1 protein-coding gene (running past one end of the window) is annotated in these 26,051 nt (G+C 70.8%); it reads left to right on the top strand.

Features of this window, described 5'->3' with window-relative positions; all coding sequences use genetic code 11:
* Nucleotides 1-26,051: the 3' portion of an Ig-like domain-containing protein gene (locus LZ199_RS27225; RefSeq protein ID WP_253996677.1), read on the top strand. It extends 6,010 nt beyond the left edge of the window; the window shows 26,051 of its 32,061 coding nt (coding positions 6,011-32,061); its start codon lies beyond the left edge, outside the window; its stop codon occupies nucleotides 26,049-26,051.

Here is a 26,051-nt window from a genome sequence, read left to right as displayed (position 1 = left end):
CGCCCCAGGTGGGGAGCCGGGCGCTGTCCGTGAGCTTCACTCCACCGGTGGGCCCGGAGGGCCTGCCCACGGTGTTGACCCTCACCGTCAAGGACACCGCGAACCAGGAGAAGAGCGCGCGGCTGGTCATCGAGAGCCGCAGGCCGCGTGCGCCCCAGCTGGCCATCCTCGAGCCCGCGCAGGATGGGTACCTGGTGGAAGGCAGCATCCAGCTCCGCCTGGGCGCGCTCGCCGCGGATGACACCCAGGTCACCGGCGTGGAGTTCTTCGTCAACGGCAAGCCCGCCCTTCAGCTGGAGGCGCGGGATGGCACCACCGTGCCGACGCTGTTCGACCCCGAAGGCAACCCCGTCGCCGCGGACGTCACCGTGCGCGACACCCTCACGGCCCTGCGCGTGGGGCCCGAGGAGATCTCCCGCTTCCGCATCTTCCGAGGCCTGCTCGCGCTGCCGCCGGGCTTCGTCCGGTTGGACCCCACGCGCACGGAGAGCTTCGTGCTCCTGCGCGTCGAGGCGACGGACCTGGAAGGCAACCGCTCCTCGGTGGAGCGGCGGATTCGCATCGCCGAGGACACGGGCCTGCCGGTGGCGAACGTGCTGCGCCCCAGCCTGGGCCGCGACATCATCGAGAACACGCCGGTGCTCATCCAGGTCCAGGCGCATGACAACGCGTTCGTGGACCGGGTGGAAATCCATGCGGGCCCCAGCGCCGAGGGCCTCAAGCTGGTCCACGTCGCCGGAGGCTTCCCGTCGGAGAACGGCCTGCCGGGCTCTCCCTTCGACGTGTACTCGCCGGTGGTCACGTTCCAGCACTCGGTGCCGAAGCTGTCCGAGCTGGGCGGCCTGGACTCCGTGCCGTACTTCATCGCCACCCGGGCCCGGGACATCTCCGGCAACCTGGGTGAGCTGGAGTACCAGCAGATCGACGTCGTGAGAGACCGCGAGCCCGCCCTGTCCATCCTGTCCCCCGCGGACGGGACGACGGCCGTGGCGAGCAACTTCCTGCCGGTGATTCTCTCCGCGGAGGACGACGTCGCCGTCACCTCCGTGTCGCTCTATCTGGATGGCTCGGCGACGCCGGTCGCCACGCTGACCCAGCCCCCGTTCCGCTTCCTGATTCCCGTGCCGGGGACGACGGGCGGCACCCTGCGACTGCAGGGGCGCGCGGTGGACAGCTTCGGGCACATCGTGAACTCGCAGACGGTGGTGCTGACGGTGGCGGAGGACCTGCCGCCCACGGTGGTCATCGCCCAGCCGGCCCATGGCGCCATCGTGACGGAGGGCCGCGACTTCTCCGTGCTGGTGGCCGCGCAGGACGACGTCGACGTCCAGCGCGTGGAAGTCACAGTGGAGGGCGGCGTGGACGGCATGCTGCGCTTCGCCAGCTCCACGCGGCCGTATGCCTTCCGCGTGCCGCTGCCGCATGGCTCCGCGTCGAGGAGCCTCACCATCCGGGCGAACGCACGCGACTCCTCGGGCAAGACGGTCAACGCGCAGACCGTGACGGTGCTGGCGAAGGCTGACACGCAGGACCCGGTGGTGAAGCTGGTGTCTCCGGCGAACGGGTCCGCGAGGGTGACGGGGCTCCGGCTGGATGTGGAGGCCCGCGCCGAGGACAACGTGGGCGTGGCGGGCGTGTCGTTCCGGGTGCAGGTGGGCTCGGGGGATGAAAAGGAAGTGGCCTACATCCCCGCGCCGCCGTACCGCTTCTCCTACCTGGTGCCCAAGGACCTCGTCGCCGATGGCGGCGCGCCCGTCCCGCTGCGCTTCACCGCCAGGGCAGTGGACCTGAGCAACCGGTCGGCCACGGACACCGTGACGGTGAGCGCCATCGACGACAAGCCGCCGACGGTGGCCTTGAAGAACCCGCCGTTCAAGGTGGTGGCGAAGCTGCCGAGCAGCTTCCACGCGCAGACGGGGGACGACGTCGCGGTGGCCCATGTGACGTTCCTGGTGGGCCCCACGCGGGACTCGCTCGCCGAGGTGGGCCGCCGCTTCCAGTTGCCGTTCGAGCACATCTACGTGGCGGACCCCGCGGACGTGGGCAAGCGCCTGTGGATCGCCGCGCGCGCCGTGGACACGGCCGGACAGTCGGCGCAGTCGGAGCCCATCGCGTTCAACGTCGTCGCGGACCAGCTCCCCACCGTGGAGCTGACGCGGCCGGAGCCCGACGGCACCGTCTTCGCGGGCGCTCGGCTGCGCCTCGAAGCCAACGCCCTCGACGTGGACAGCGGCATCGAGTCGGTGTCGTTCTTCGTGGACGGCCGCAAGGTGGCCACGGCGCTGGCTCCGGCGGGAATCCCCGGCAAACCCAACGCGTACGTGGCCAGCTTCGTCGCGCCCATTGGCAGCGGCAGCCGCGAGTTCTTCATCAAGGCCGTGGCGGTGGACAAGGCGGGCCAGGAGGCGGAGACGCCCGCACGGAAGGTGGGCACCATCCCCGACACCACGGCGCCGAACGTGGAGCTCGTGGACCCGCCGCACCTGGATGTCGTGACGGAAGGTGACCCGCTGCTCCTGTCGGCCTTCGCCGCCGACAATGCCGGCATCCACGACGTGGGCTTCCTCGCGAGCTACACGTCGGAGTCGGGCCAGACGGTGTCGGGCGAGGTGGGGGCCTCGGCCGTGGCGGTAACGAGCTCCGCGAACCGGCCGCAGTACCGCTACTCGTGGCTGGTGCCGACGCCGCTGGCGGGCAGGTCCATCACCCTCCACGCTCGCGCGAAGGACCTGTCCGGCAACACCACGTCCTCGCAGGTCGTCCAGGTGGAGGCCGGAATGCGGCCGTCCCGGACGCCCTACAGGCCGTTTGGTGGCTCGGGGGAGAGCACTCGCCTGTCCGCGCTGGCGGTGGATGGCGCGGGCCTGGGCGTGGTGGGCGCCACGGGGCTGCCGCTGGGTGCGCCCGTGCGCCGGGGCGTGGAGTTCTTCCGCGTGACGGATGCTCCGCTGGAGGCGCTGGTCGCGCATCCGTTGGAAGGCGTGCCGGTGGCGTCGGCCTTCCACGGGCGGCTGGCGCTCGTCAGCGTCCGCCATGACCAGGCGGCTCGCAACGGCGAGCTGGTGCTGTTCGACACGAGCAACGCGGGCAACATCACGCGTCGCGGCTCCATCGAGCTGTCCGGCCATGACGTGGGCGGCGTGGTGGCGGCGGGGCAGCTGGCCTTCGTGGCCAACGGCGACCAGGGCGTCGTGGTGGTGGACCTGTCGAACCTCGACTATCCGCAGCGGGTGACGACGCTGCCCACGAATGGGCCGGCGCGTGACGTGGGGGTGCTCGGCGACAAGCTGCTGGTGGCGGCGGGGACGGGCGGCCTGCGGGTGTTGGACTTGTTGGACCCGGAGCTGGGCGAGCTGGGCCACGCGGCGGTGCCGGGTGGGGCGGAGACGTTGGAAGTGGTGGGCGAGCGCGTCCACGTGGGCTGCCAGGGCGCCACGGCCTCGCTCGCGGTGGTCGACGTGCGCGCCGCGCCGCGCGTGGTGTCCCTGCTGTCGCATGCTCCAGGGCGCACGGACCTGCTGGCCTCGGGCCAGCGCTCGGTGGCGGGACTGGGCAACGTGTCGGTGTCCACGGTGCAGCTCATCGACCAGGACTCGCGGCCGGTGAAGGGGCTGCTCACGGCCTCCCTCATCGATGACGCGGGCATCGCGACGACGTCCGTGCGGGCCAACGTGCCCGCCGCGCTGGACGTGTCGATGACGGGCGACGGACTGCTGACGCTGTTCGGCCACCAGGGCGTGGCCGAGTTCACCTTGCCCCGCTTCATCGTCACCGACGTCGCGCCTGGAAACGGCGCGGAGCAGGTGGCGCTCGAAGCGCCCGAGCTGGCGCTGTCCGTGGGCTTCTCCCAGCCGGTGGACCCGGCCACGGTGAGCGCGGCGCGCGTCATCCTGCGCGAAGGGCTGCTCAACGGCCGCGTGCTGACCACCGAGGCTCGGGTGAGCCCGACGGACAGCTACCGCATCGAGCTGCTGCTGCCCGCGGGCGTGAAGCTCGCGCGGGGCAAGGAGCACTCCATCTCCGTGGAGGCCGGGGTGGGGAGCACCTTCCAGCAGACGCTGGACAAGCGGTTCCTGTCGCGCTTCCGCACCCGCACGGCGGAGGGACTGGTGCCGCGCGTGGACCGCGTGGAGCCTCGCGCGGGTCCGGTGGACGGCGGCACGCGCGTGACGATTCGCGGCGCCCACTTCGAGCCGGGCGCCCGGGTGTACTTCTCCGACGCGGAGGCGACGGAGGTCTCCGTCAGTGAGTCGAAGACGGTCCTCACCGCGCGCACGCCGCAGCAGGTGGAAGGGCCCGTGAAGGTCACCGTGGTCAACCCGGGCGGACTGCAAGGCAGCCTGCTGGGTGGCTTCATCTACATGGACATCCTGCAGGTGAGCTTCGTCTCGCCGGCCTCCGGTCCCCTGGCGGGCGGGCAGGAAGTGGAGCTGTCCGGCGCGGGCTTCCAGCAGGGCGCGGAGGTCTACTTCCGGGGGCAGGGCGCGCAGACGGCGCGAGGCAGTCTGGCCCCCTCGGCCATCGTCCTGTCTCCGGGCCGCATGCGGGTGACGACGCCAGCGGGCGGCTTCGGGCCGGCGGACATCTTCGTCAGCAATCCGGACGGGCAGACGGCGATGGCGGAGAACGCCTACCTCTACACGAACCTGGCGACGACGAAGCGGATTGGCCGCTACCAGCCCGCCATCGACGGGACGGAAGGTCGTCCTTCGAGTCGGCTGCCGCAGGGCCGCCCTGGCGCGCTCGCGCTCGAGAAGGGCCGCGCCTATCTGCTCGCGGATGCGAACATCCAGCAGGGCGCGGACGTCATCGAGGTGCTGAAGCGCAGCACGCAGGGCGCGCTGTCCATCGTCGACATCTCCGTGCCGGAGGACTCCGAGGTGATGGGCGGCGTGTCCTTCCCTCCGCCCTATCTGCCCAGGGCGCTCGCGGTGCGTGAGCGCATCGCCTACGTGGCGGCCGAGGCCCTGGAGCTGACCCATGTGGACATGGTGGGCGAGGGGGGCCCGTCGCTGCTCGTCGTGGACGCCCGCCAGGGGACGCAGCCTCGGCTCGTCATGGCGCTGCCCTATGAGGGCAAGGCCCACGATATCGCCGTGGTGGATGACCTGGCGCTCGTCGCGGCCGGCGACAGCGGCCTCGCGGTGTTCTCGCTGGTGGAGCCGCTGCGGCCCACGCTGCTCGGCTCCGTGCGGTCCTTCCTGATGAAGGGCTCGGTGCGGACGCCTTCCATCGAGAAGGTGCGGATGCTCGGCCGTCATGCGGTGCTACGCGCCAGATCCGGGAACGACGTGGCCACCCTGGTGGTCGACCTGGCGCGTCCGGGCTTCCCCGTGGTGGGCGAGACGCAGGACCTGGGCGACCTGGCCATCCACTCGGGACGAGGCCTGTCGTCGTCCGGAGTGGGGGCGTCCACCGTCTCCCTGACGCCTCCCACGCAGCCTCGTCAGGTGGCGCAGGTGCCGGCCCTGGTGGGCACGCGCTTCTCGCTCTCCGCGCTCGGCACGCACCTGGGGGCGAACGCGGGCGCTGGCGTGGTGCAGCTCTCCGCGCTCTCCGAGCTGGCCGCGCCCCTCGCCGTGGACGCCGTGGACCTGTGGCCCGCGACGTCGCTTTCCGAGGTCGAAATCGACCGGGGCGTGGTGGCGGCCAGCATCAGCACCGTCTACTCGCCACCTGGACAGCCCGCGCCCAATGACGGGTTCGCCGTCATCGCGGTGCCGTTCCCCATGGTGATGGCCGTGAGTCCTGCGCCGTCCGCGACGGGTGTTCCCACCACGGAGACGCTCGTCGCCGACCTCAACCTCGCGGTGCGCCCGGTATCGTCGGTCAACGCGCGGCTCTATCGGATGGATGGCTCTGCCCGAGGTGACGAGCTCACCGTCGTGGCCTCGCTGCAGGTGAGCGAAGCCGGGGTCCACCAGCTCGTCATCGACCCCACCCTGACGCTCAGGGCGCAAACGCGCCACCGGCTGGTCATCTCCGGCCTCCAGGCCGCGAGCGACGACGGCTCGCTCATGCCCGGGCGCTTCGTCACGGAGTTCGAGACGTCCGATGACACGGTGGCGCGGCGGGTCGTCGTCGACTCGATTTCGCCACGAGAAGGCCCCGTCACCGGCGGCACGCTCGTGACGATGACGGGCAGCGGCTTCGAGTCTGGGCTGGAGGTCCGCCTGGGCGGTGCTCCCGCGGAGATTGAGTCGCGCACCTCGACCCGGCTCGTCGTGCGCACGCCCGCGTCGAGCGTGGACGGCGCCGCGTCGCTGGAGATTCGCACCCCGTCTGGCAGCTCGCTGGTTCGCGCGGGTGCGTTCATCTACACGAAGGACCTGTCGCTGGTCTCCGTCACTCCCGGCCGGGGTCCCGCCTCGGGTGGAACGAAGGTGCTGCTGAATGGCACCGGCTTCAAGACGAGCGGCACCGTCCAGGTGCGCTTCGGCACCGCGCCCGCCCTGCGCGTGCGCGTGCTGGGCATGGAGCGCATCGAAGCGTACACGCCCAATGGCTTGCGCGGCCCGGTGGCCGTCACGGTGACGCAGTGGGAAGCCTCGGACGAGTCGGACAAGGAGAGCGCCACGCTCGCGGGCGCCTTCACGTTTGACCAGCCGACGGACTCGGCGGTGGCGTTCCAGGGCGAGATTCGCGACATGCTGACCATTGGCGAGCACATCTACATGGTGGGCGCCGGGGGCCTTCGCATCGTCGACATGTCGGGGCTCTACCTGAAGGGCCGACTGGCGGGGACGCCCATCCCGCCCGAGCGCCGCAACGAGGTCATCGACGAGGACACGGACCGTCGCGATGACCGCATCATCGGGACGTTTGACTACCTGGGAGGAGACCTGCTCTCCCTCGCGTACGCGTCCGAGTGGAACGACCGCCTCTTCATCGGCGCGGGAGCCAGTCGGGATGGGAACGGCTACACGGCGGGCACCGTCCTCGAGCTGGATATCTCCAACCCGGCCACGCCCAGGCTGGTTCGCTCCACCACCGCCGGCAACGGCGCGGCCTTCGGTCTGGACCTGAGGGGAGACCGGCTGCTCGCCGCCGCTGGCAAGGGGGGCCTGCGGAGCTTCGACATCACGAACGCCGCGTTCCTGCTGAACACCCTGGGGGCGCCGTTGCTCCCCGAGGTCACCGCGCTGGCCGTGGAGGACGAGTTGGCCGTCGTGGGCACCGGCACGTGGACCCCGGGCCACCGCTTCACCGGGGGTACGCTGCACACGGTGCGCGTGGACCGGATGCCGGCGCAGCGAGGCTCGTTGGCGCTGGACGTCCAGCGGGTGCGCCTGCGTCGGGACCACGTGGCCGTCGTGGCGGCGGGGACCGAGGGCCTGGTGCTCGTGGACGTGTCGGATCCCGCGAACCCTGTCCGAGGTGCCTCGCTGGGCACCGACACGCTCAAGGGCTTCGCCTCGGACGTGCGGCTGGTGGGGGATGTCGCCTACGTGGCCGTGGGCGCGGCGGGCGTGGCCGTGGTGGACCTGAGTGACTTGCTGAACCCCCGGCTGCTGCACTACGTCGCGGGAGCGAGCGGTGGCTCCGCTGAGCGGGTCGCCGTGGCGGGAGGTCGCATCGTCAGCGCGCGGAATCGTGGCAACACGGGCTGGGCGTTGGAGTTCGGTCCGGCGGCGGAGCTGACCCTGGTCTCCGCGAGCGTGAAGGCGGGAGACGTGGTGCCGCTCGACCTGTCGTCCCTGCTGCTCACGTTCTCCACGACGGTGACGCCGGAGAGCGCGCGTCAGGCCGTGTCGTTGACGGTGGACGGCACGGAGTGGCTGGGCACGGGCGCGACGGGCGCGGATCTGGAGGCGGGGAGCGCGGCGGAGCCGGTCAGCACCGTGCTCATCCGCTTCCGCCCGGAGAACCCGCTGCCCTCGGGCGCGGAGCTGGTGCTGTCGGTGTCCACGGACCTGCTCACCCCGGGCGGCAAGGAGCTGTTGTCGCCCTTCAAGGTGGAGTTCGATGCGGCGCGCGCGCCGGGAGCACGTCCTGAGATTGCCCAGGTGGTGCCGCGCGTGGGCCCGACGGCCGGCGGCTCGCGGGTGCAGATCCTCGGACGCAACTTCGATCAGGCGGTCACCGTCCTGATGGGTGGCGAGCGGGCCACCGTGCTGCCCTTGGAGGTTCCGTCCTCGACGCGACTGGAGGTCACCATTCCGGGGGGAGCGCCTGGGCTCGCGGACGTGGTGGTCATCAACGGTGTGTTCGACGTGAGCGGGAACCTGGTGTCGGGCTCGGGGCTGTGGGACCGCAGGTCGGGTGGCTTCCTCTACAAGCCACTGCTGAACATCACGAGCGCGACGCCTCGCTTCCTCAACCCCTTTGGCGGCAGTCAGATGCGGGTGCGCGGTATCGGCTTCCTGCCGGCCTGGGCCTATGGGGCGCTGGGCGGACCGCAGGTCTTCGTCGGCGGGACGCCGGCTTCCTCCGTTCAGGTCCTCTCCACTGAGGAGCTGGCGGTGACGGCGCCCCCCGGGTCCTTCGGCTCGGATGGCTGGGCCGTCGTGCGCGTGACGGCTCCGCTGCCGGGCAACCACGGCTCGGGCGGAAGCTCGGAGCCGCCCGAGGAGAGCAGCCTCGGGGAAGAGGTGGGCTACGGGCTGGCGCGGGGTCGTACGCCGCAGGCGTCGGGCCCGCCGGTGACCACGGATGGCGTGGCCATCGTCTCCGCGTTCCGCACGAAGGCCCTGGTCGCGGACCTCGAAGAGCCCCTGTACCTGTACTCGTCGGCTGGAGCGTCCATCAACGGCAACCGCTTGCCGAAGGAGCTCAACGCCCACTACATCCAGGATGGTCGCTACTTCGACGCGTACACCGCGGGCACGTTCGATGTCCGCAACGCGGGTCTGCCGGTCGCCTCCGTGGGGCAGACCGTCAATCCCAAGGTCGAGAAGGTGGACCGGCTCCAGGCCATCCTGTTCGGCTACCTGCCCAGCGACACGCCGTGGCCGGAGTTCGACCTGACGCCGGACTCGCTCGACGTGGCGACGCTGCCGGGCCAGGTGCTCATCGCCAACGGCGCGGCCGGCCTGGCCGTGACGACGTCGAATGACCGCTCGATGACGGAGCTGGGGCGGGCGAAGTTCGGAGGCTGGGGCGAGCCCGAGTTCGCCACGCGTCTGCTGCCCACGCCCATGGGGAGTTGGGTGGCCTTCAACCAGATGCAGCCGAACCCTCCGCCGAACGCGGGGCCCTGCGCGGGCTCCGAGCCCGCGGCCGGCAAGGGCGGCATCCTGCGACTGCTGGACACGCGCTACCCGGCGGACCCGCTGCTGGTGGGGAGCCTGTCTCCGGGCGGCGAGCCCTACGGCATGACGGTGCACGGGGGCCGGCTCTTCGTCGCCACCGGACAGCATGAGGGCGCTCACTACTGCAACAACCCGGAAGGGACGCTGCCGCCGCCGCCCGAGTATTCGCTGGGAGGTGGCGCCGGAGGCGGGCAGCGCACGACGTACCACGGGAAGAACGAGGGCCCCGAGGGCGCTCTGGAGATCTACGAGTCCGCGCGGCCGGGTGCGAGGCGACTGGCGCGACTGCCCTTCGATGCCAGCATCACGGACGTGGTGGTGGTGGGGAACACGGCCATCGTCGCGGCGGCGGAGCTGGGGCTTCGCTTCATCGACATCAGCAACCCCGAGGCGCCGGTGGAGCTGGACTGCACGAACGCGGAGGACCCGCAGCACTGCCCGCTCATCGACTTCGACGAGTCTCTGTCGAACACGCCTGGCCAGCCCCAGCGGCTGCGCCTGCTGGGGGACATGCTCTTCGTGTCGTCGAAGGAGGGCAGCGTGGTGCTGGTGGACGTGTCGAATCCGCGCGTGCCCAAGCTGGTGAGCGGAGGCAACACCGAGCCGGCCATGGACGTGGCGGTCGCGGGAGACCGGCTGCTGCTGGCGGGTGGAGACCGCCTGACGGAGCTCCAGGTTCCGTTCTCGTTCGTCACCGGGGTGCAGCCGGAGCGCGGGGCCATCATCTCTCCCGACAGCCCCGTGCTGACGGTGCGCTTCAATCGCCCCATCTTCGCGCCCAACGTCGGGCCGACCTCCGTTCAGCTCCTGGGCGAGGACGGCCTGCCCGTCCCGGTGCAGCTCTCCGTGGAGAGCAACGACATGAAGCTCTCCTACACGGTGAAGGCCTCCGTGCAGGGCACGCTGCGGCCGGAGGAGGACTACACGCTGCTCGTCACCACCGCCGTGACGGACGAGCGGGGCGGGAGGCTCTTGAAGCCGTTCCGCGCCACGTTCACCACGGGCAAGGCGAGCAGCCGGGTGCCGGTGCTCATGTCGGTGTCGCCGACGACGCTGCCTCGCGCCACCGGTGGAACCGTCACGCTCGAGGGCTCGGGCTTCACGGGCACGGAGCGGGTCCAGATTGGCCCCAACACGGTGACGTGCACGCCTGTCACCTGCCCGCGCAATGTCGACAACACGGAGATGGAGGTCACCGTGCTGGGGGCACCGCAGGCGGGCCCCGTGGATGTGACAGTCACGCATCCGGGCGGGCCGAAGTCGGAGCTGGTCTTCGCGCTCTTCTACATCGACGACCCAGACCTGGCGCACGCGACGCTCTCTCCGGACCACGGCCCCGTGGGCGGTGGGACGCGGGCCACGCTGGTGTTCGACCAGTCCGTGCTCCAGCCGGGGATGAAGGTCCGCTTCGGCGAGACGACGCTGGCGGATGACGTCGACATCGTCGACCTGCGCACGGTGCGCTTCACGGTGCCCGAGGCGGACGTGCCGGGGTTGGCGACCGTCACCCTGGTGCTCCCCGGCGAGACGCGGGAATGGGACGTGGCGACGTTCGCCTATGACCTGCCGTTCGGCACGAACCTGGGGCTGCCTGGCTATCCCCCGAAGGAAGTGTCCGAGCTCCGGCTGTCGGGGAACACGCTGTACGTGGGCATTGGCGCGCAGGCCCACCTGGTGGGGCTGGACATCTTCGACGTGACGCTCGAGGAGCGGCCCATCCGCCTGGGGGGCGTGAGGACGGACAACCCCGTCAACAGCCTGGACGTGAGCGGTCACCTGGTGCTGCTGGCGGAGGGCGCCGGAGTGACGGTGGTGGACGCGGCGGACAGCAAGCGGCCCTATGTCGCGGGACGCGCCACCACGGGTGGCATCGCCACGGGCGTCCGCATCGAAGGCACGCGGGCCTATGTCAGCGTCACCCAGCCGGGCACGGCCAGCGGGCAGATCCAGGTCTTCGAGCTGGTGGGGCCGCAGCCGGTGTTCGTGCGCTCCATCCCGCTGTACCCGGAGGATGGCCTGGCGCTGGACCTGGGGGCGAACCGCTTCTACGTCCTCACGTCGAACATCAACGCCTCGGGTGGCAATGGCCTGCGGCTGGCCATCCATGACCGCCAGGGCGCGCGCGTGGGCGGAGTCGTGGTCGATGCGGGCGTGTCCACGGACCCGTTGATGCGTGCGCGCATCTCCGTGCGCTCGGGTCGCGCCTACGTCACGGTGGGCCGGCGCCTGTACGTCTTCGACGTGACGACGGCGCACGAGGGGCAGCCGGTGTTGCTCCAGTCCACCTTGCTGGACGCGGACGGCTCCGGCCTGACGTGGTTCGGCGGTTCGTTGTGGGTGGCCACGCGCGGCGCGGGTCGCACCGTCGTGGAGGTCGCTCCGGCGGAGCTGCTGGCCGTGGGCTCGTCTCCGGAGCCGGACTCGCTGGCCCCGGTGGGCACGGACGTCCGCATCGACTTCTCGCTGCCCGTGGCGCTCGACTCGCTGGTGCCGGCGGACTTCAGCGTGAAGGCCTTCTCGACGGCGTTCCCGGCCGGGCGCGTGGTGACGGGAGTCAGCCGGGTGGAGGCGACCGCCCTGCGGACCTCATCGCTGTTCTTCACGCCCGACCCGGCGGAGGTCTTCCTGCCCGGTGAGCGGGTGGAGGTGTCCCTGGCCGCGGGCGGCGTGAAGTCCACGCTGTCCGAGGACGGGCTGTCGCGTCCGCTGGCGACGTCGGTGTTCTTCAAGTTCCAGGTGGACCTGGCTGGCCGCCTGCGGCCCGCCATCACCTCCGTCACGCCTTCGAGCGGTCTGCGGACCGAGACGACGACGGTGAGCCTCAAGGGCACGCACCTGGACGGCGCGGGACTCGGGGTGTCCGTGGGTGGAACGCCGCTCACGGGCGTGGGGGATGTGGTGTGGGACGCCGAGGAAGGCGCGCTCATCGTGCGGATTCCGCCGTCGTCCGTCGCGGGGCCCGCGGCGGTGCAGGTGGGCTACGAGAACGGAATGCAGGCGACGCGGCTGGGCTCATTCACCTACCGCGACGCGCTCCAGTTGAGCGCTCCGGTTCCGGACCATGCGAGCCAGCAGGGTGGCGTGGAAGTGGCCCTCACGGGCGCGGGCTTCCTGCCCGGCATGGAGGTCTTCTTCGACGACGCGCGCTCCTTCACGGTGAACGTGCGCACGTCGGGTCAGGCCACCGCGGTGGCTCCGCCTCACGCGGCGGGGCTGGTGGACGTGAAGGCCCGCCTGACGCTCCCCACCCATGACGGAGGCACTTCGCAGCGCGAGGCCGTGCGCGCCAATTCATTCCTCTATGGCGCGGGCGCGACGGCGCGGCTGGAGACGCCGCCCTTGCGGCACGTCCTGGTGGACCGGGGTGTCCTCTACGCCTCCATCGGTGGCGAGGTGGACGTCACCGGCCCGAACGGCGCGGCCATCGAGGGCGGAGGGCTGCGCTCGCAGTCCCCGGGCGGACTGTTCATCGCCGACCTCTCCGAGCAGACGGCGGTCCGGCAGATGGCGCGGGTGATGTTCAGCGACAGCGGGACGTCGGGGGCGTACCAGCTCGCCAAGGTGGGCAACGTCCTCTACGTCGCGGCGGGGACGGGCGGACTCAAGATAGTGGACGTGACGCGGCCTTCCGCGTCTTCGGTGACGTACTCGCTGCCGGGGACGGGCGCGACGGTGGCCGTGGTGGCCGGGGGCGACATGGTCTACGCGGCGGACGGCTCGGGCATCCGTGCCTACCGGACCACGGAGAATCCCCAGCCGCGCCAGACGTACCAGCGGCTCATCCCAGGCGGCGTCACGGCGCTGGCCCTGCATGGCCACTACCTGCTCGCGTCGGCACAAGGGGCGGGGGGCACCCGGCTGCTCGTGCTGGACGCGCGCAGGGGCGACCTGGAGCAGGTGAGCGAGTTCCCGCTCATCGGCGCCGCGCGCCACATCACGACGGAGGGCTCGCGGGCCTACGTGTCGCTCGGCGCCAAGGCGCAGGTGACCATCATCGAACTCCAGACGCCGGACCAGCCGTCGCTGGCGGGCGCGCTGCTGCTCGCGGACGTGATGAACAACGGACGGGTCTCCGCGGAGCAGACGCGGGTGGCCGCGGGCATCGCCTATGTGGCGGCGGGTGGCGGCAAGGTGCAGCGCTTCCGGGTGCCTCACACGGGGAGCCCCACGGCGCTGGAGCATGCGCTGGTCCAGGGAGACGCCAACACGCTGGCGATGATGGACAAGTACCTGATGGTGGGGACGCTGGTGCTCGACAAGAACGGGCGCGCGGTGGAGCTGCCCGTGCAGCCGCCGGACACCGGGCACGGAGTGCTGGCGGGCACCATCGCCTCGGTGATGCTGGACCACCTGGAGGTGCGTGGCTCCATTCCGTCCGAGGGCGAGACGGTGCCGGTGGGGACGAAGCCGGCGGTGCTCCTGTCGGAGCTGCCCGCGACGAACACGCTGGACGCAATCCGGCTGGAGACGTCCACGGGGCAGACGGTGACGGGCTCGGTGGAGGCCCGCTCGGACGAGGGCGGCGCTCGCGCCACCTTCACGCCGTCGCCCGCGCTGAGCGTGGGCACGCGCTACGTGCTCAAGGTGGGCGGCGCGCTGGCGGACCTCCAGGGCGGTGAGCTGGGCACGGACACGGAGGTCCGGTTCCAGACGGCCACGCAGGCCACCGTCGAGCGTCCCACGCTGGGCGAGGTGAGCCCGGCCTACGGCCTGACGGCGGGGGGTGAGACGGTGACGGTGCATGGCACCGGCTTCCTGTCGGGCTGCACCGTGCTCATCGGCGGCAAGCCCGCGGGCGCGACGTCCGGGGGAAGCTGCGCCGTGTCGCAGGGTGGAAAGGTCATCACGGTGCTCGCGCCTCCGGGTGTCGCGGGCGCCGCCTCCGTGGAGGTCCGCAACGCGGATGGCCTGTCGGTGTCGCGGCTCGGTGCCTACCGCTACCTGCCGGTTCCGAAGCTGACGAAGGTGGAGCCGGCCTTCGCGGAGACGATGAGCCGCGCGCAGGTCCGCCTCCATGGCGAGGGCTTCTATTCCGGCTCGCGCGTGACGTTCTCCGGCGTGCCGGCGAGCACGACGACGGTGGACGTGGCGGGCGTGCTGACGGCCACGGTGCCGGATGGAATCGTGGGGCCCGTCGACGTGCGCGTGGAGACGCCCACGGGGAGCACCTCGGTGGGCAGTGTCCTGGCGGGTGGCTTCACCTTCACCCTGGCGCAGCGCGAGGAGCTTCAGGCCGGTGGCCCCGCGAGCGCGCTCGTGGGGACGACGCTGCTCCAGGCGCGGGGCGGCGACCTGGTCGCCATCGACCTGTCGTTGTCCGGCAACAAGCTGGAGCTGGGCCGCGTGCCGGGCGTGAGCGGTGCCATGGCGCTGGCGGTGTCCGGGAGCCGGGCGGTCCTCCTCGGGACGGACGTGGTCGTCCGGTACGAGCTGGGGGCGTGTGGCAGTGGCCCGGGCGTGCCTTGCGCGCCGGTGGAGCTGGACCGTGTCCCGCTGGTGGCGGGCACCCCCTTGACGTCCGTGGCCGTGGGGCATGGGGCCAGCACGGTGGCGGTGGCGGGCGGCGGTGAGCTGCTGCTGCTCGGCGAGATGCGTGAGGCGGGCCAGCCGAGCGCGCGGTTGATGGTGCTGTCGCAGCACTCGCTGTGGCCTTCGCGCATCGCCGCGCTGGGCGTCGTGGGGGATGCCCTGGCGGTGCTGCTGGACGAGAACCAGGTGTCGCGCGTGGAGCTCCGGAGCTTGACGGATGGAGAGCTGAAGGTTCAGGGCTTCATCGGCGGACTGGCGGCGCCGGCCATGGACCTGTCCGTGGAGGGCAGCCGCATCGCCGTGGCGGCGGGCACGTCCGCGTACGTCCTGGAGGCGGTGGACCCGAAGGCGCCGGAGTTGGTGGGCTCATGGACCTCGCATGGCGAGCCCGGAAGCACGCCGAGCTCCGTGGCGCTCTCCGGTCCGTGGCTGGTCGCCGCGGGCACCGGGCGCGCATCGTGGATCGACACGACTGTCATGCCGACCTTCGTCGAGCGGACCTTCTTCACGCACACCGCCAACTACCAGCCGAGGCCGCTGGTGGGGGACGGCTTCGTGCTGGTGACGACGCTGTCGGGCCGCACGCAGCTCTTCGACACGCTGCCGTACCCGACGCTGCGCCACGTGTCGCCCCTGCCCGGAGGCGTGCTGCCGCTGAACGCGCCCGTGTCGGTGTCCGTCGCGAGCGAGCTGCCGCTGTCCGTGGTGGCGCAGTCGTCCATCCTCCTGCTGGAGGAGACCAGCGTGGTGCCGGCGACGGTGACGCCGTCGGGCTCGACGCTGCGCGCTCAGCCCACCTGCACGCTCGTGTCCGGGAGGGACTACTCGGCGCGCATCACCTTGGGGAAGACGCAGTACAAGGGCGGCACGGTGCTCGGCGACTGGACGTACTCGTTCCGTGGCGGCGCGGAGGCTTCCGGTGTCTCCGTCTCCGAGATTGCCCCGGACCACGGCCCCCTGACGGGTGGCACTGTCGTGACGCTGGAGGGCTCGGGCTTCGCGCCGGGCTCGCAGGTGTACTTCGGGCTGACGCCGGCCGCGGATGACCCGACGCACGAGGCCCTGGCCACCCAGCTGCGGGTGCTCGCTCCGGCGACGCTGCATGCGGGCCCGGTGCTGGTGCGCGTGGTCAGTGGGAGCGACGAAGCGGAGGTGCCCGGTGGCTTCGTGTACACCCCGCCGCTGGCCGTCTCCGAAGTCACCCCGAACCGCATCGACAACGCGGGAAGGTGGGTGCAGCTGACGGGCACCGGCTTCACGCGCGGCCTGGAGGTGCGCTTCATTCCGAACGGTCCTCCCGCGCAGCTCATGAACTTCGCGGCGAACCGCGTGGATGTCCGCATCCCCGCGGGTGGAGAAGGACCGGTGACGCTCTATCTCTCCCAGCCGGGCGCGAGCCTGGTGGTGGAGGGGAGGCTCCACCGGGGAGACCTGACGCCGCCGAGCGCGTCGCCCGTATATCTGCCCTCGGGGGCCGTGCCACTCGCGCAGAAGACGTTCAGCGCCACGTTCGACGAGCCCGTGCGGAGGGGTGTCGCGCCCGAGCCGCTCACCACGGCCGTGCTGACGAACGTCACGACCGGGGCGACGCTGTCGGGCACCCTGAGCGTGTCGGGCTCGACGATGACCTTCACGAGACCGACGGGGGCCGCGAACCTCGAGTCCACCAAGGGCTATACGTTGACGCTGACGAACGTCTACGACGTCGCGGGCAACGTGCGGCCCTCGCCCCGGCCGCAGACCTTCTACGCCGTGGACGTCCTCGACCCCACGGTGGCGCTGGCCTTCGAGGGACGCACGACGCCGGTGCACAACTCCACGCTGGGCGTGGGCACGGAGTACACGTTCGTGGTGTCCGGCACGGACACCGGCCCGGGACCGCTGGTCCTGGGACTCTCCGTCGACGGCGTGGCGCTGTCGAGGGTGACGCCGAACGAGGCGAAGTTCCGCTACACCTGGCGGAGCATTCCGGCAGGGGGGACGTCCACGCTGGTGGCTCGCGCGGTGGACGGGAGCGGCAATGACACCGAGGTGCCGGCGACAGTGCACCTGACCAACGACAGGTTGCCCACGGTGAGCTTCACGCAGCCCGCGCTGGCGGCGGTGCAGGGCAAGGAGGGCGAGACGCTCGCCCTCCGCGTCTCAGCGGAAGACCCCGAGCAGCTCAGCGCCATCGAGCTGAGCCTGGACGGTCAGCCGCTGCGCCGGGTCACCGGGCTGACGGGGACGACGAGTGTGCTGGAAGAGGCGTTCCCGCTCGTGCTGACCGGAGAGGTGAGCCAGGTCCACGAGCTGGTCGCCGTGGCGACGGACTCGCGTGGACAGGCGTCCGCGCCCGCGCTGCTGCAGGTGACGGTGGAGCGTGACGTCCAGGACCCGACGGTGGCCTGGCTGCTGCCGACCCCGGGCGCCAAGACTCCCTCCGGCGCGAGCCTGGTGCTGCGCGCGAATGTGTCCGACGACATCCGCGTCACGCGCACCACGTTCCACCAGTTGATGGGGACGACCGCGCCGAAGCAGCTCGCCACGTTCGCGGGGGTGCCCGGGCCGGTGCGCTGGGTGGCGCCGTCCGTCACCGAGGACACGCAGGTGAAGCTGCGGGTATACGCGGCGGATGCGCGTGGCAACGACGCGGAGTCGACGGTGGACCTCACCGTGCTGGCGGCCGTGTCGAACGCCACGAAGCCGGTGGTGAGTCTGCGCTCGCCGAGCGTGGGAACCACCCTGTGGGAAGGCGACGAGGTCGATGTGAGGGTGGACGTGAGCGCCCCCGCGGGCGTGGCGTCCGTCCGGCTGGAGCTGGACCAGCAGTCGGTGACGCTGACGCACGAGCCCTGGAGCCATCGCTTCCGGGTGCCATTGCTGGTCAACAACAAGCCGTATCGGGTGGCGGTGCGCGCGGTGGCCACGGACCTGGATGGGCTCCAGAGCGAGCCCATCGCCCAGGTGTTCCAGGTGGAGAACGACTCCTCGGAGCCCGCCCCCGTCATCCAGGTGGCGACGCTGCCGGTGGGCCCGATGTGGTTGGGGGGCTCGCTGCTCCAGGTGGGGGCGCAGGCGGGAGAGATGACACCGGTGCCTTCGCTCACGGTGGAAGGCGTCGCGGTCTCCGGGACGCAGGGGAAGTACACGCTGCCGCGCGGCCCGGAGGGCGCGCCGGTGGTGGCCCGGGTGGAGGCCCTGGAGACGGGCTCGCAGCGGCTGGCGAGCGTGAAGACGGGCTCGCTGGCGGTGTTCGCGCGCTCCGACGAGAGCGTGAAGCCGGAGCCCTCGCTGCCGGTGGTGACCGTGGCCGCGAAGAGCGACGCGTGGGCGGGGCTGCGCGAGGACTCCGTGGGTGAGACGGTGGTGGAGCTGCGCTCTCGCTCCACGCTCGCCGTCACCGGCACTCGCCGGGTGAAGGGGCACGGCGTGGGGCTGGCCTTCGTGGAGGACCGGCTCGCGGTGGCGGTGCGCTCCGGAGGCGCTGGTGTCGTCGAACTGCTGTCGCTGCCGGACCTGTCGGTGACGACGGTGGACGTGCGGCGTGTGCCCACGGCGCTGGCGGCGGTGCGCGGTGCGCTGCTGCTGGTGGGGACGGATGAGGGCCTGGAGGTGTACACGGCCGAAGGCCAGCTCGCGGGCCGGCTGCCTGGCGAGCCCGTGAAGGGCCTCTCCGCGAGCGGCTCGCGCGCGCTGGTGCTGACCGAGACGAGCCTGACGTCGGTGGACGTGTCCACGCCGCATGCGCCCAAGGAGAAGGCGTCGGTGGCCATGGCGGCAGCGGACCTGGTCGTCGCCGTGGGCGAGGACCGGGCCTGCGTGCTGGGCGGAACGAGCCTCCGTTGCTTCGAGGAGTCGGGTGCCCTCCTGACGCAGCTCGGGACGACGGCCATGCTGGATGTCCCGGCACAGTCGGCTTCGGTGTTCGGGCCGTGGCTCGTCGTGGGAACGTCGCAGGGGACGCGGGTTCACGACGTCCATTCGGAGCCTGTGTCGGGCGGTGCCTGGCCCGTGGCGGTGGGCCACTACCCCGCGCTGACGGGAGCGGCGGTCATCACGGCCGGAGACCTCCTGAGCGCGGACGCGCGGAGCGTGGCGCGGCTGCCGCTGGGGCGCGGACCGAACGAGCCTGTCGTGTCGCTGGGCGCGCCCGAGAATGGCGTGGCGGGGAGCCGGCTCGCGCTGGTCACCAGCGTGAGCGACGAGGTGGACCCGTTCAATGCCTACGTGTCGGAGCTGAAGGTGAACGGCCGGACGGTGGAGGTGCTGGACGGCCGCTTGCCTGACGCCGTGGACCTGCCGCTGACGGGAGCGAGCGCGCACCTGGAGCTGTGGGTGCACGACCAGGCTGGTAACTCCAAGAAGGCGGAGGCCGTGGTGGACCTGGATGCGGCGGCGTCTGGCCCGGAGTTCGTGGGCCTGGATGCGCCCGCGCAGGTGCTGGAAGGCACGCTCATGACGGTGGTCCCCCGGTTCGTGGACCCCGCGCGGGTGCACTCCGTGACGGTGTCGCTGATGGACGGTGAGCAGGAGCTCGACAGCGTCACCGTGACGGCGCCGGCCTTGTCGGCGGTGCTGTCGGTTCCCAGGGTGGGCACCGGAACGGGACATGGCGTCACGTTGGTGGCGACCGCGACGGACGGCGACAAGACGGCGATCTCCGCGCCCAGGTCCGTGCTCGTCTTCACGGACGATGCCCCGACGGGAACACCGTTCACCCTCATCCCCGGCGTCGCCCAGGTCACGGAAGGCCAGCCGGTGTCGATGACGGTGAAGTTCCAGGACGACGCGCCCGTGCCCTCCCGGTACACGGTGAGCTTCGACGTGGGGCTGCTCGAAGAGACGGTGGTGGAGCAACTGGTCCTCGCCTCGCCGGCCAAGGTGGCCGCGCCGAGGATGCCGACGCTCGCGACGGGCTCGGGCAGCATCAGCGCGTGGGTGATAGCGCGGCTGGTCGACGGCGACGGACGTGAGTCCGTGGCACAGGCGCGGGTGCTGGTGGTTCCGGACGAGACACGCCCGGTGATTTCGGCGCTGGACGTGACTCCGGCGGGCGCGGTGGTGGCCGCGGGCTCGATGGTGACCGCGAAGCTGACGGCGACGGATGCGGCGTCGCCGGTGGTGGAGCAGGGCCTGCGCGTGAAGCTGGGTGACGTGCTGGTGGCCACGGGTGGCTCACCCTTGAGCTACACGGTACCCGTGACGACTCCCGCGGGGACGGTGCTCCTGGTGGAGGGCTGGGCGAAGGACCTCCAGGGCAACGTCAGCAAGGGTGGAACCGCGGACTACCGCGTGCGCGAGGTGGTCTCTCCCACGATGTCCGACGGCTCGGTCATCGTCGCCGGGGACTTCGCGGGCGTGGTGGACATCGCGCTGCTGGATGAGCTGGTCGTGGCCGCGACTCCGGAGGGGGTCGCCGTGGGACGACTGGCGCGTGACGCGGCGGCGGTGGGTGTGACGCCCTTGGGGATGGTGCGCCTGGAAGGCACGCCCCTGTCGCTGGCCGTCCAGGGACGTCATGTCCTGGTGGCGATGGCGGAGGGCGGCCTGAAGGTCGTGGATGTGTCGCGACCGGAGCAGCCACGCCTCGTCGGGGCGATGGAGAACTCGACGGTGGTGTCGATAAAGGCGTCGAGCCGAGCCTTCGTGGCGTTCGAGGACCAGACCTGGATTGACGAAGTGCTCCTGTCCCAGCCCGTGGCACCCATGTTGGAGTCCTGGGCGAACCGCTCCAGCCCGGCGGTGAGGACTCCGTTGCTGGCGGTGACGAGCGACCGCTTGTTCTATGCATCGGCCAAACGCCTCTACGCGAGGCCGGTGGCGACACCGACGTCGCAGTTCTTCACGGACCTCCAGGACAACGTCCGGCTGGTCGACGTGGACGGCGGCATGCTCGTGGCGGGAACGACGCGAGGCGTGCAGGTGGTGGCCATGGGCGTGTCGAGCCTGGTGGCGCAGGGCGAGGCGGTGCTGGGCACCGGGACGCGGGCGCTGGCTGTGAGCCGGGGCCGGGCCTACGTCGCGGGGGATGACGGGGTGCTGCGCATCGTGGACGTGCGTGAGCCGTCCGCGCCGCGAGTGCTCGCCCAGGAGCCGTTGTCGGCGCGGGCGCTGCGCGTGTCGGGTGGCGTGCTGCTGGCGGCGACCGAGGCGGGGCTCGTGCTGAAGGACCTGTCTGGAGGGACGACTCCTCCGGCCCTGGCCACCTTGCCCACGATGGAGGCGGTGGGCCTGTCCCCGGCGAGGAGCGGTGTCGTCGTGGCGGCGGGGGCGGGTGGAGCGTCGCTGGTGGACCTCTCGACCGCGGCCAGGCCCCTGCAGCAACTGTCAGTCTCCACGCCCAAGGCCGTGCGGCAGATAGAGCGCGTGGACGGGGACACCTTCCTGCTCAACGGAACGAAGATGTCCGTGTGGACGGATGCGAACGCCACGGGGGCCTTCAGTCCGGACACCACGCGAGGGACGAGGTTGTCCTCCGGGGTCGGAGACGTGGAGCGGTTCCACGCGAGCGCGGGACGGCTGTGGACGGTGAACGCAGGCGTCGTCGCGACGGCCAGCCTGCCGGACGTGCTGTCCGTCAAGAAGCTGGACCTGCAGGGGCCGACGGTCGACATCGCGGGAGACGAGCGCCGGGCCGTCATCGCGCGAGGCTCCGCGGGCCTCACGTGGGTGGAGCTGGACCGCTCGGGAGACATCCTGCGGCGCGAGAGCCTCGTGAGCGAGCCGGCGAACGCCGTCGCGCTGGGGGGGGAGTGGGTGCTCGCGGGCAATGAGGTCGGGTTCCGCGTCTTCACGTTGAACAGCGCGGGGAGCCTGATGACGCGGAGCACGGTGCCGACCTCGAAGCCCGTGCGGCGCATCCGGTTGACGGGGCGTCTGGCGTTGGTCACCACGGAGGAGGGCGTGCGGTTGTGGGATGTCGGAACCACGACGCCGGAGCTGAAGGCCACGTTCGCCGCTCAGGACGCGAGGGACGCGGTGCTGGCGGGGGACCAGGTCGTCGTCGCGCAGGGCTTCACGGGGGTGGCGGTGTTCGCGGCGCCTCAGGTGCTCGCGTCTCCGACGGCGACGTTGCTGCTCTCCGCTTCGCCGCTCGTGGCGGCGCCGGGAACGCTGGTGCCGTTCGATGCGCGGGTGTCAGGTGCCCGCGTGGATGACGCGGTGTTGCTGGTGGATGGGGTGCCCTTCGCGCACCTCGAGCCGGGAGCAGTCGCGGGTCAGTGGTGGGTGCCCACGACGGCGCTGCCGGGCTCGGAGCTGCGGCTTCAGGTGCGCGCCCGCGCGGTCGGTGGCGGGGAAGGACTGTCCGAGGAGCGTGTCATCCGCGTCGCGGCTCCGCCCTCTCAGGGCGACCTGGGGCTGTGGGTGAATGAACCGTACTGGGGCGCCGAGTTCGCCGTGGGGCAGGCGGTTCCGGTCGCCGCGAGCGTGTATGGCGGCAGCCCGCCCTACACGGTGACGGTGAGCCTGGAGGATGTGTCCCTGGGCACGTTGACGTTGAGGCTGGGGCAGGAAGGGGACTACGCCGGCTCGGTCCGACTCCCCGCCCACCTGGTGGAGAGCCAGATGCTCTACGTCGACGTGATCGATTCGCTGGGCCAGCGCACGCGCGGGGAGGTGCCCATCACCGTGAGGGACTCGGCGAGTCCTCCCACGAATCTGCTGGGAATGCCGCGCCGCTTGTTCGCGAGCCCCGGCAAGAACGTCCTTCACCTGTCCGCGGAGGATGACGGACCGTCGACCCTGCGGCTGTACGTCGATGGGGAAGTCATCGCGAGCAACGTCAGCCCCCATGGCTGGACGCCGAACACGCTCGACCACGAGTTGGAGCTCTCCGGAAAGCAGGTGGGCGACGTGGTGACGCTGCAGGTCGTTGTCGAAGACACGTTGGGGCTGCGGCTGGATTCGGGAGTGCAGCGCTTCACGTTGCTGGAGCCCACCGCCATTCCGTCCTTCGAGGGCTTCTACGTGCCCTATTCGTATCGCGAGGGGGCCCAGACAAGCGTGTACGCCAGTGTCCGAGACGTCGATGGAGACCTGGACACGGTGAGCGCCTGGGTCATCTACGGCGCGACCTTCGTCAACTCCCTGCGCATCGAGGGCGGGGGAGCGCCGGTGTTCATCGCGAGTCACGACGGCGAGGAGTTGAGCGGCTCCCTCACCGTGCCGTTCCTGGGGGCGCCGGAACTGGAAGGCCAGGACCGGCTGGTGGTGATGTTCGTCGCCACCGACAAGCTGGGACACGAAGCGCGGCGCTACGCTGAGCTGAGGATTGATGAGAACCAGGTGCCCGACGTGGAGTTCACCCATGGCGCCTGGCCCATGTCGCGGCCACTGGTCACCGGGCAGGCCTTCGAGTTGCTGGCCATCGCCACCGATGACATCGGGATGGCGACCCTCTCGGTGGTCGCGACGCTCTCGAATGGAGAGGTCGTCGAGTCGTCCACGACCTGCGCCGTGCCGGCGCGCTGCGAAGTGAAGATCGGCCCTCGCATGTTCCCGGAGGGCGTGCTGCGACTGGAGGCCACGGCCACGGATATCCGTGGCAAGAGCGTCACCGAACTTCACGAGACGGTGGTCCTGGCGAACCGTCCCCCCTGGTTCTCCCTCACCGCGAACTCCAGCTACGGCCTGGTGGGCGAGCCCGTGGCGGTGGAGGCGCTCACCTACGACGAGCTGGGGCTCAAGTCGGTGGCGCTGATGGCCGATGGGACCGTCCTGGACAGCGGCGCGAACAAGCCGGCGTCGCCCAGCTCGGGCTTCCCCTTGCGCAACTTCTACACTCCCGCGGAAGCAGGCTCGGTGTCGTTCACGGCGACCGCGGTCGACCTCCTCGACCAGTCGGCGACCTCCGCGCCCTTGACGCTGCCCGTGTATGCGGCGAACGCGGGGGCGACCTGTACGTCGGCGGTCCCCATTCCTCAAGGCGTCAGCTTCAGGCCGGTGATGCATTGGCAGACGATCGATTGGCCGTGTTCCGAGGGAGGGACATTCAGCGGCGATGGGGCCTGGCTCTCCCTGCCGTTCGACGGCCCGGTCGAAAGCGTCACGGTGGGCACGACGGGCAACTGGGTGCTGCCGTGGGCCATCTTCATCCAGGACATGGAGGGGCCCGACGGCTGCACCCCGATTGAGGAAAACAAGAGGTGCCGCTCCGGCTTCGAATCGAGCATGACGACGGGCCCGATGTCGAAGAACGCGAAGGTGTTCGTCCCGTACCTGAGCGACACCATGGGCATCAAGCTGATGGCGGCCGTCCTCGGGGATGGCGCGAAGTGCACGCCGGGCGACGCGAACTTCAGGTGTGGCCACGGCGTGTGCGGCGAAGAGGAGGGCGAGCAGTCGCCGGAGGGCGCCCCGGTGTTCCGATGCCAGGTCACCCAGTGCAACGACGGCGAGAACAATGACGATGGGGACACCGTCACGGACTACCCGAGCGATCCTGGCTGCGAGTCTCCCGAGGACGACGATGAGATGGATGACCCCACGGCTCCGCGCTGCTCGGATGGTGAGGACAATGATGGGGACGGCCTCGTGGATTGGCCTCACGATCCAGGCTGTGCGAGTGCTGGAGGCAACACGGAGTTCGGAGCGGGCGAGGCCTGCGAGTCGCCGATCGACCTGACGCGGGAGGCCAGTGTCGGACTGAACCAGGTGGCCATGCTCTCACTCGACTTCAGTGGGGCGGTGGATGACCACCGGCTGACCTGCTCGACGGAGCATCAATCGGATCGCGTCGTGGGCATCCGCATGCCGGGGCCGGGATACCTCTACGTCGGGGCGGAGGAGGGCGTCAGCGGCGTCTCCCTGCGTGATGTCTGCGCCGACGATGGTCAGCCCATCACGTGTGATGCGACGGAGGTGCCGTCGTCCGGGGTCTACTCGAGCATCTCTCCGGGTGAAGGCTCGACCTTCTTCGCCGTCGTGGAGGGGACGGGGACGGCTCAGCTCGAGGTGTCTGGCTTCCTCTATGAGAATGCCGCGTGTGATCCATTGCAGCCCTGGTTCCGGTGCTCTGGCTACCAGCTCTGCCGTCCGAAGGACCTGGGAGCCGGAGGGGTGTCCAATACCGAGTTCCAGTGCCGCACGCCTCGCTGCGATGACGGAAATGACTCGGACGCGGATGGGAAGGACGACTTCCCGGACGACCCCGGCTGCTCCGACTTGATGGATGACGACGAGCAGGACCCCATCATGGCGCCTGCCTGTGGTGACCAGGTCGACAGTGAGCCCGTGGGGCAGCGGGATGGGCTGATCGACTTCTCGAAGCAGGGCTCGGGAGATCCGTCCTGCCTGAGCGCCGCGGATGATGACGAGCTCTCCTGCGGAGAGCTGCTCCCGACCCAGGGCCTACCGCTGGCCCCGATGGTCATCCAGGGGACGACTCGTTTCGAAGACATCACCGCGTCGGCGGGGTGCAGTGACTCCCGCTATGCCCAGGCACGGGCCTATGACTTCGTGGCGCCCATCGCCGGGACGTATCGGTTCCGGGTGGACACCGCCCCCGAAGACTCCCGCCTCTTCCTGTCGCTGCGCGAGGCCTCGTGCCTGGGCGAGGTCCTCTCCTCGTGCAAGGACACGGACGACCCGGGAGGCGCGACGGGAGTGGTGACGCTCGCGGCGAACGAGCGGGTGGTGGCCGTCATCGAGGGCTGGGCCACGGTCGACTTCACGCTGACGGTGGAGCTGCCGTTCGCGTGTGGCAACGGGAGGGATGACGACGGGGATGGGCGGGTCGACTACCCCGAGGAGCCGGGGTGTGACTCTCGCCAGGATGAATCCGAGGTGGACCCTCCCGTGGCGCCCATGTGCTTCGACGGCGTGGACAACGACGGGGATGGGCTGGAGGACTACCCGTTGGACCCGGACTGCCAGTCGGCTTCGGGGACGACGGAGCGCGCCAACTGCCAGGGGGTCGAAGGCGTCCACCTGACGGACCCGCTCCCCGTCTGGACGACAGCGAATACGTCGGGGCCCAGCCACATCAACCACGAGGTCGATGCCTGCTACTACCCGTCCGACGCACCCGAGAAGGTGTTCTTCTGGGTAGCGCCCGCCACGGGGAGGTATGTGATTGATACGGAGGGTTCGAGCATCGGCACGGTGGTCGCGGTGTATCCCCGCTCGTGCGAGCCCGCGGCGGTGCTGGCCTGCGACGGCAGGAGTCGGTACAGCGGGACGACGGAGGTCCCTGTTGAGTTGACGGCCCAGCAGGCCATCACCATCGTCGTGGATGGCTACAGCGACACGGATGTCGGGACCATCCGCCTGAGCATCCGGCCGGAGTAG

The sequence above is a fragment of the Myxococcus qinghaiensis genome (genome assembly GCF_024198215.1).
GTDB lineage: Bacteria > Myxococcota > Myxococcia > Myxococcales > Myxococcaceae > Myxococcus > Myxococcus qinghaiensis.
This window is presented reverse-complemented; position numbering and strand designations above follow the sequence as displayed.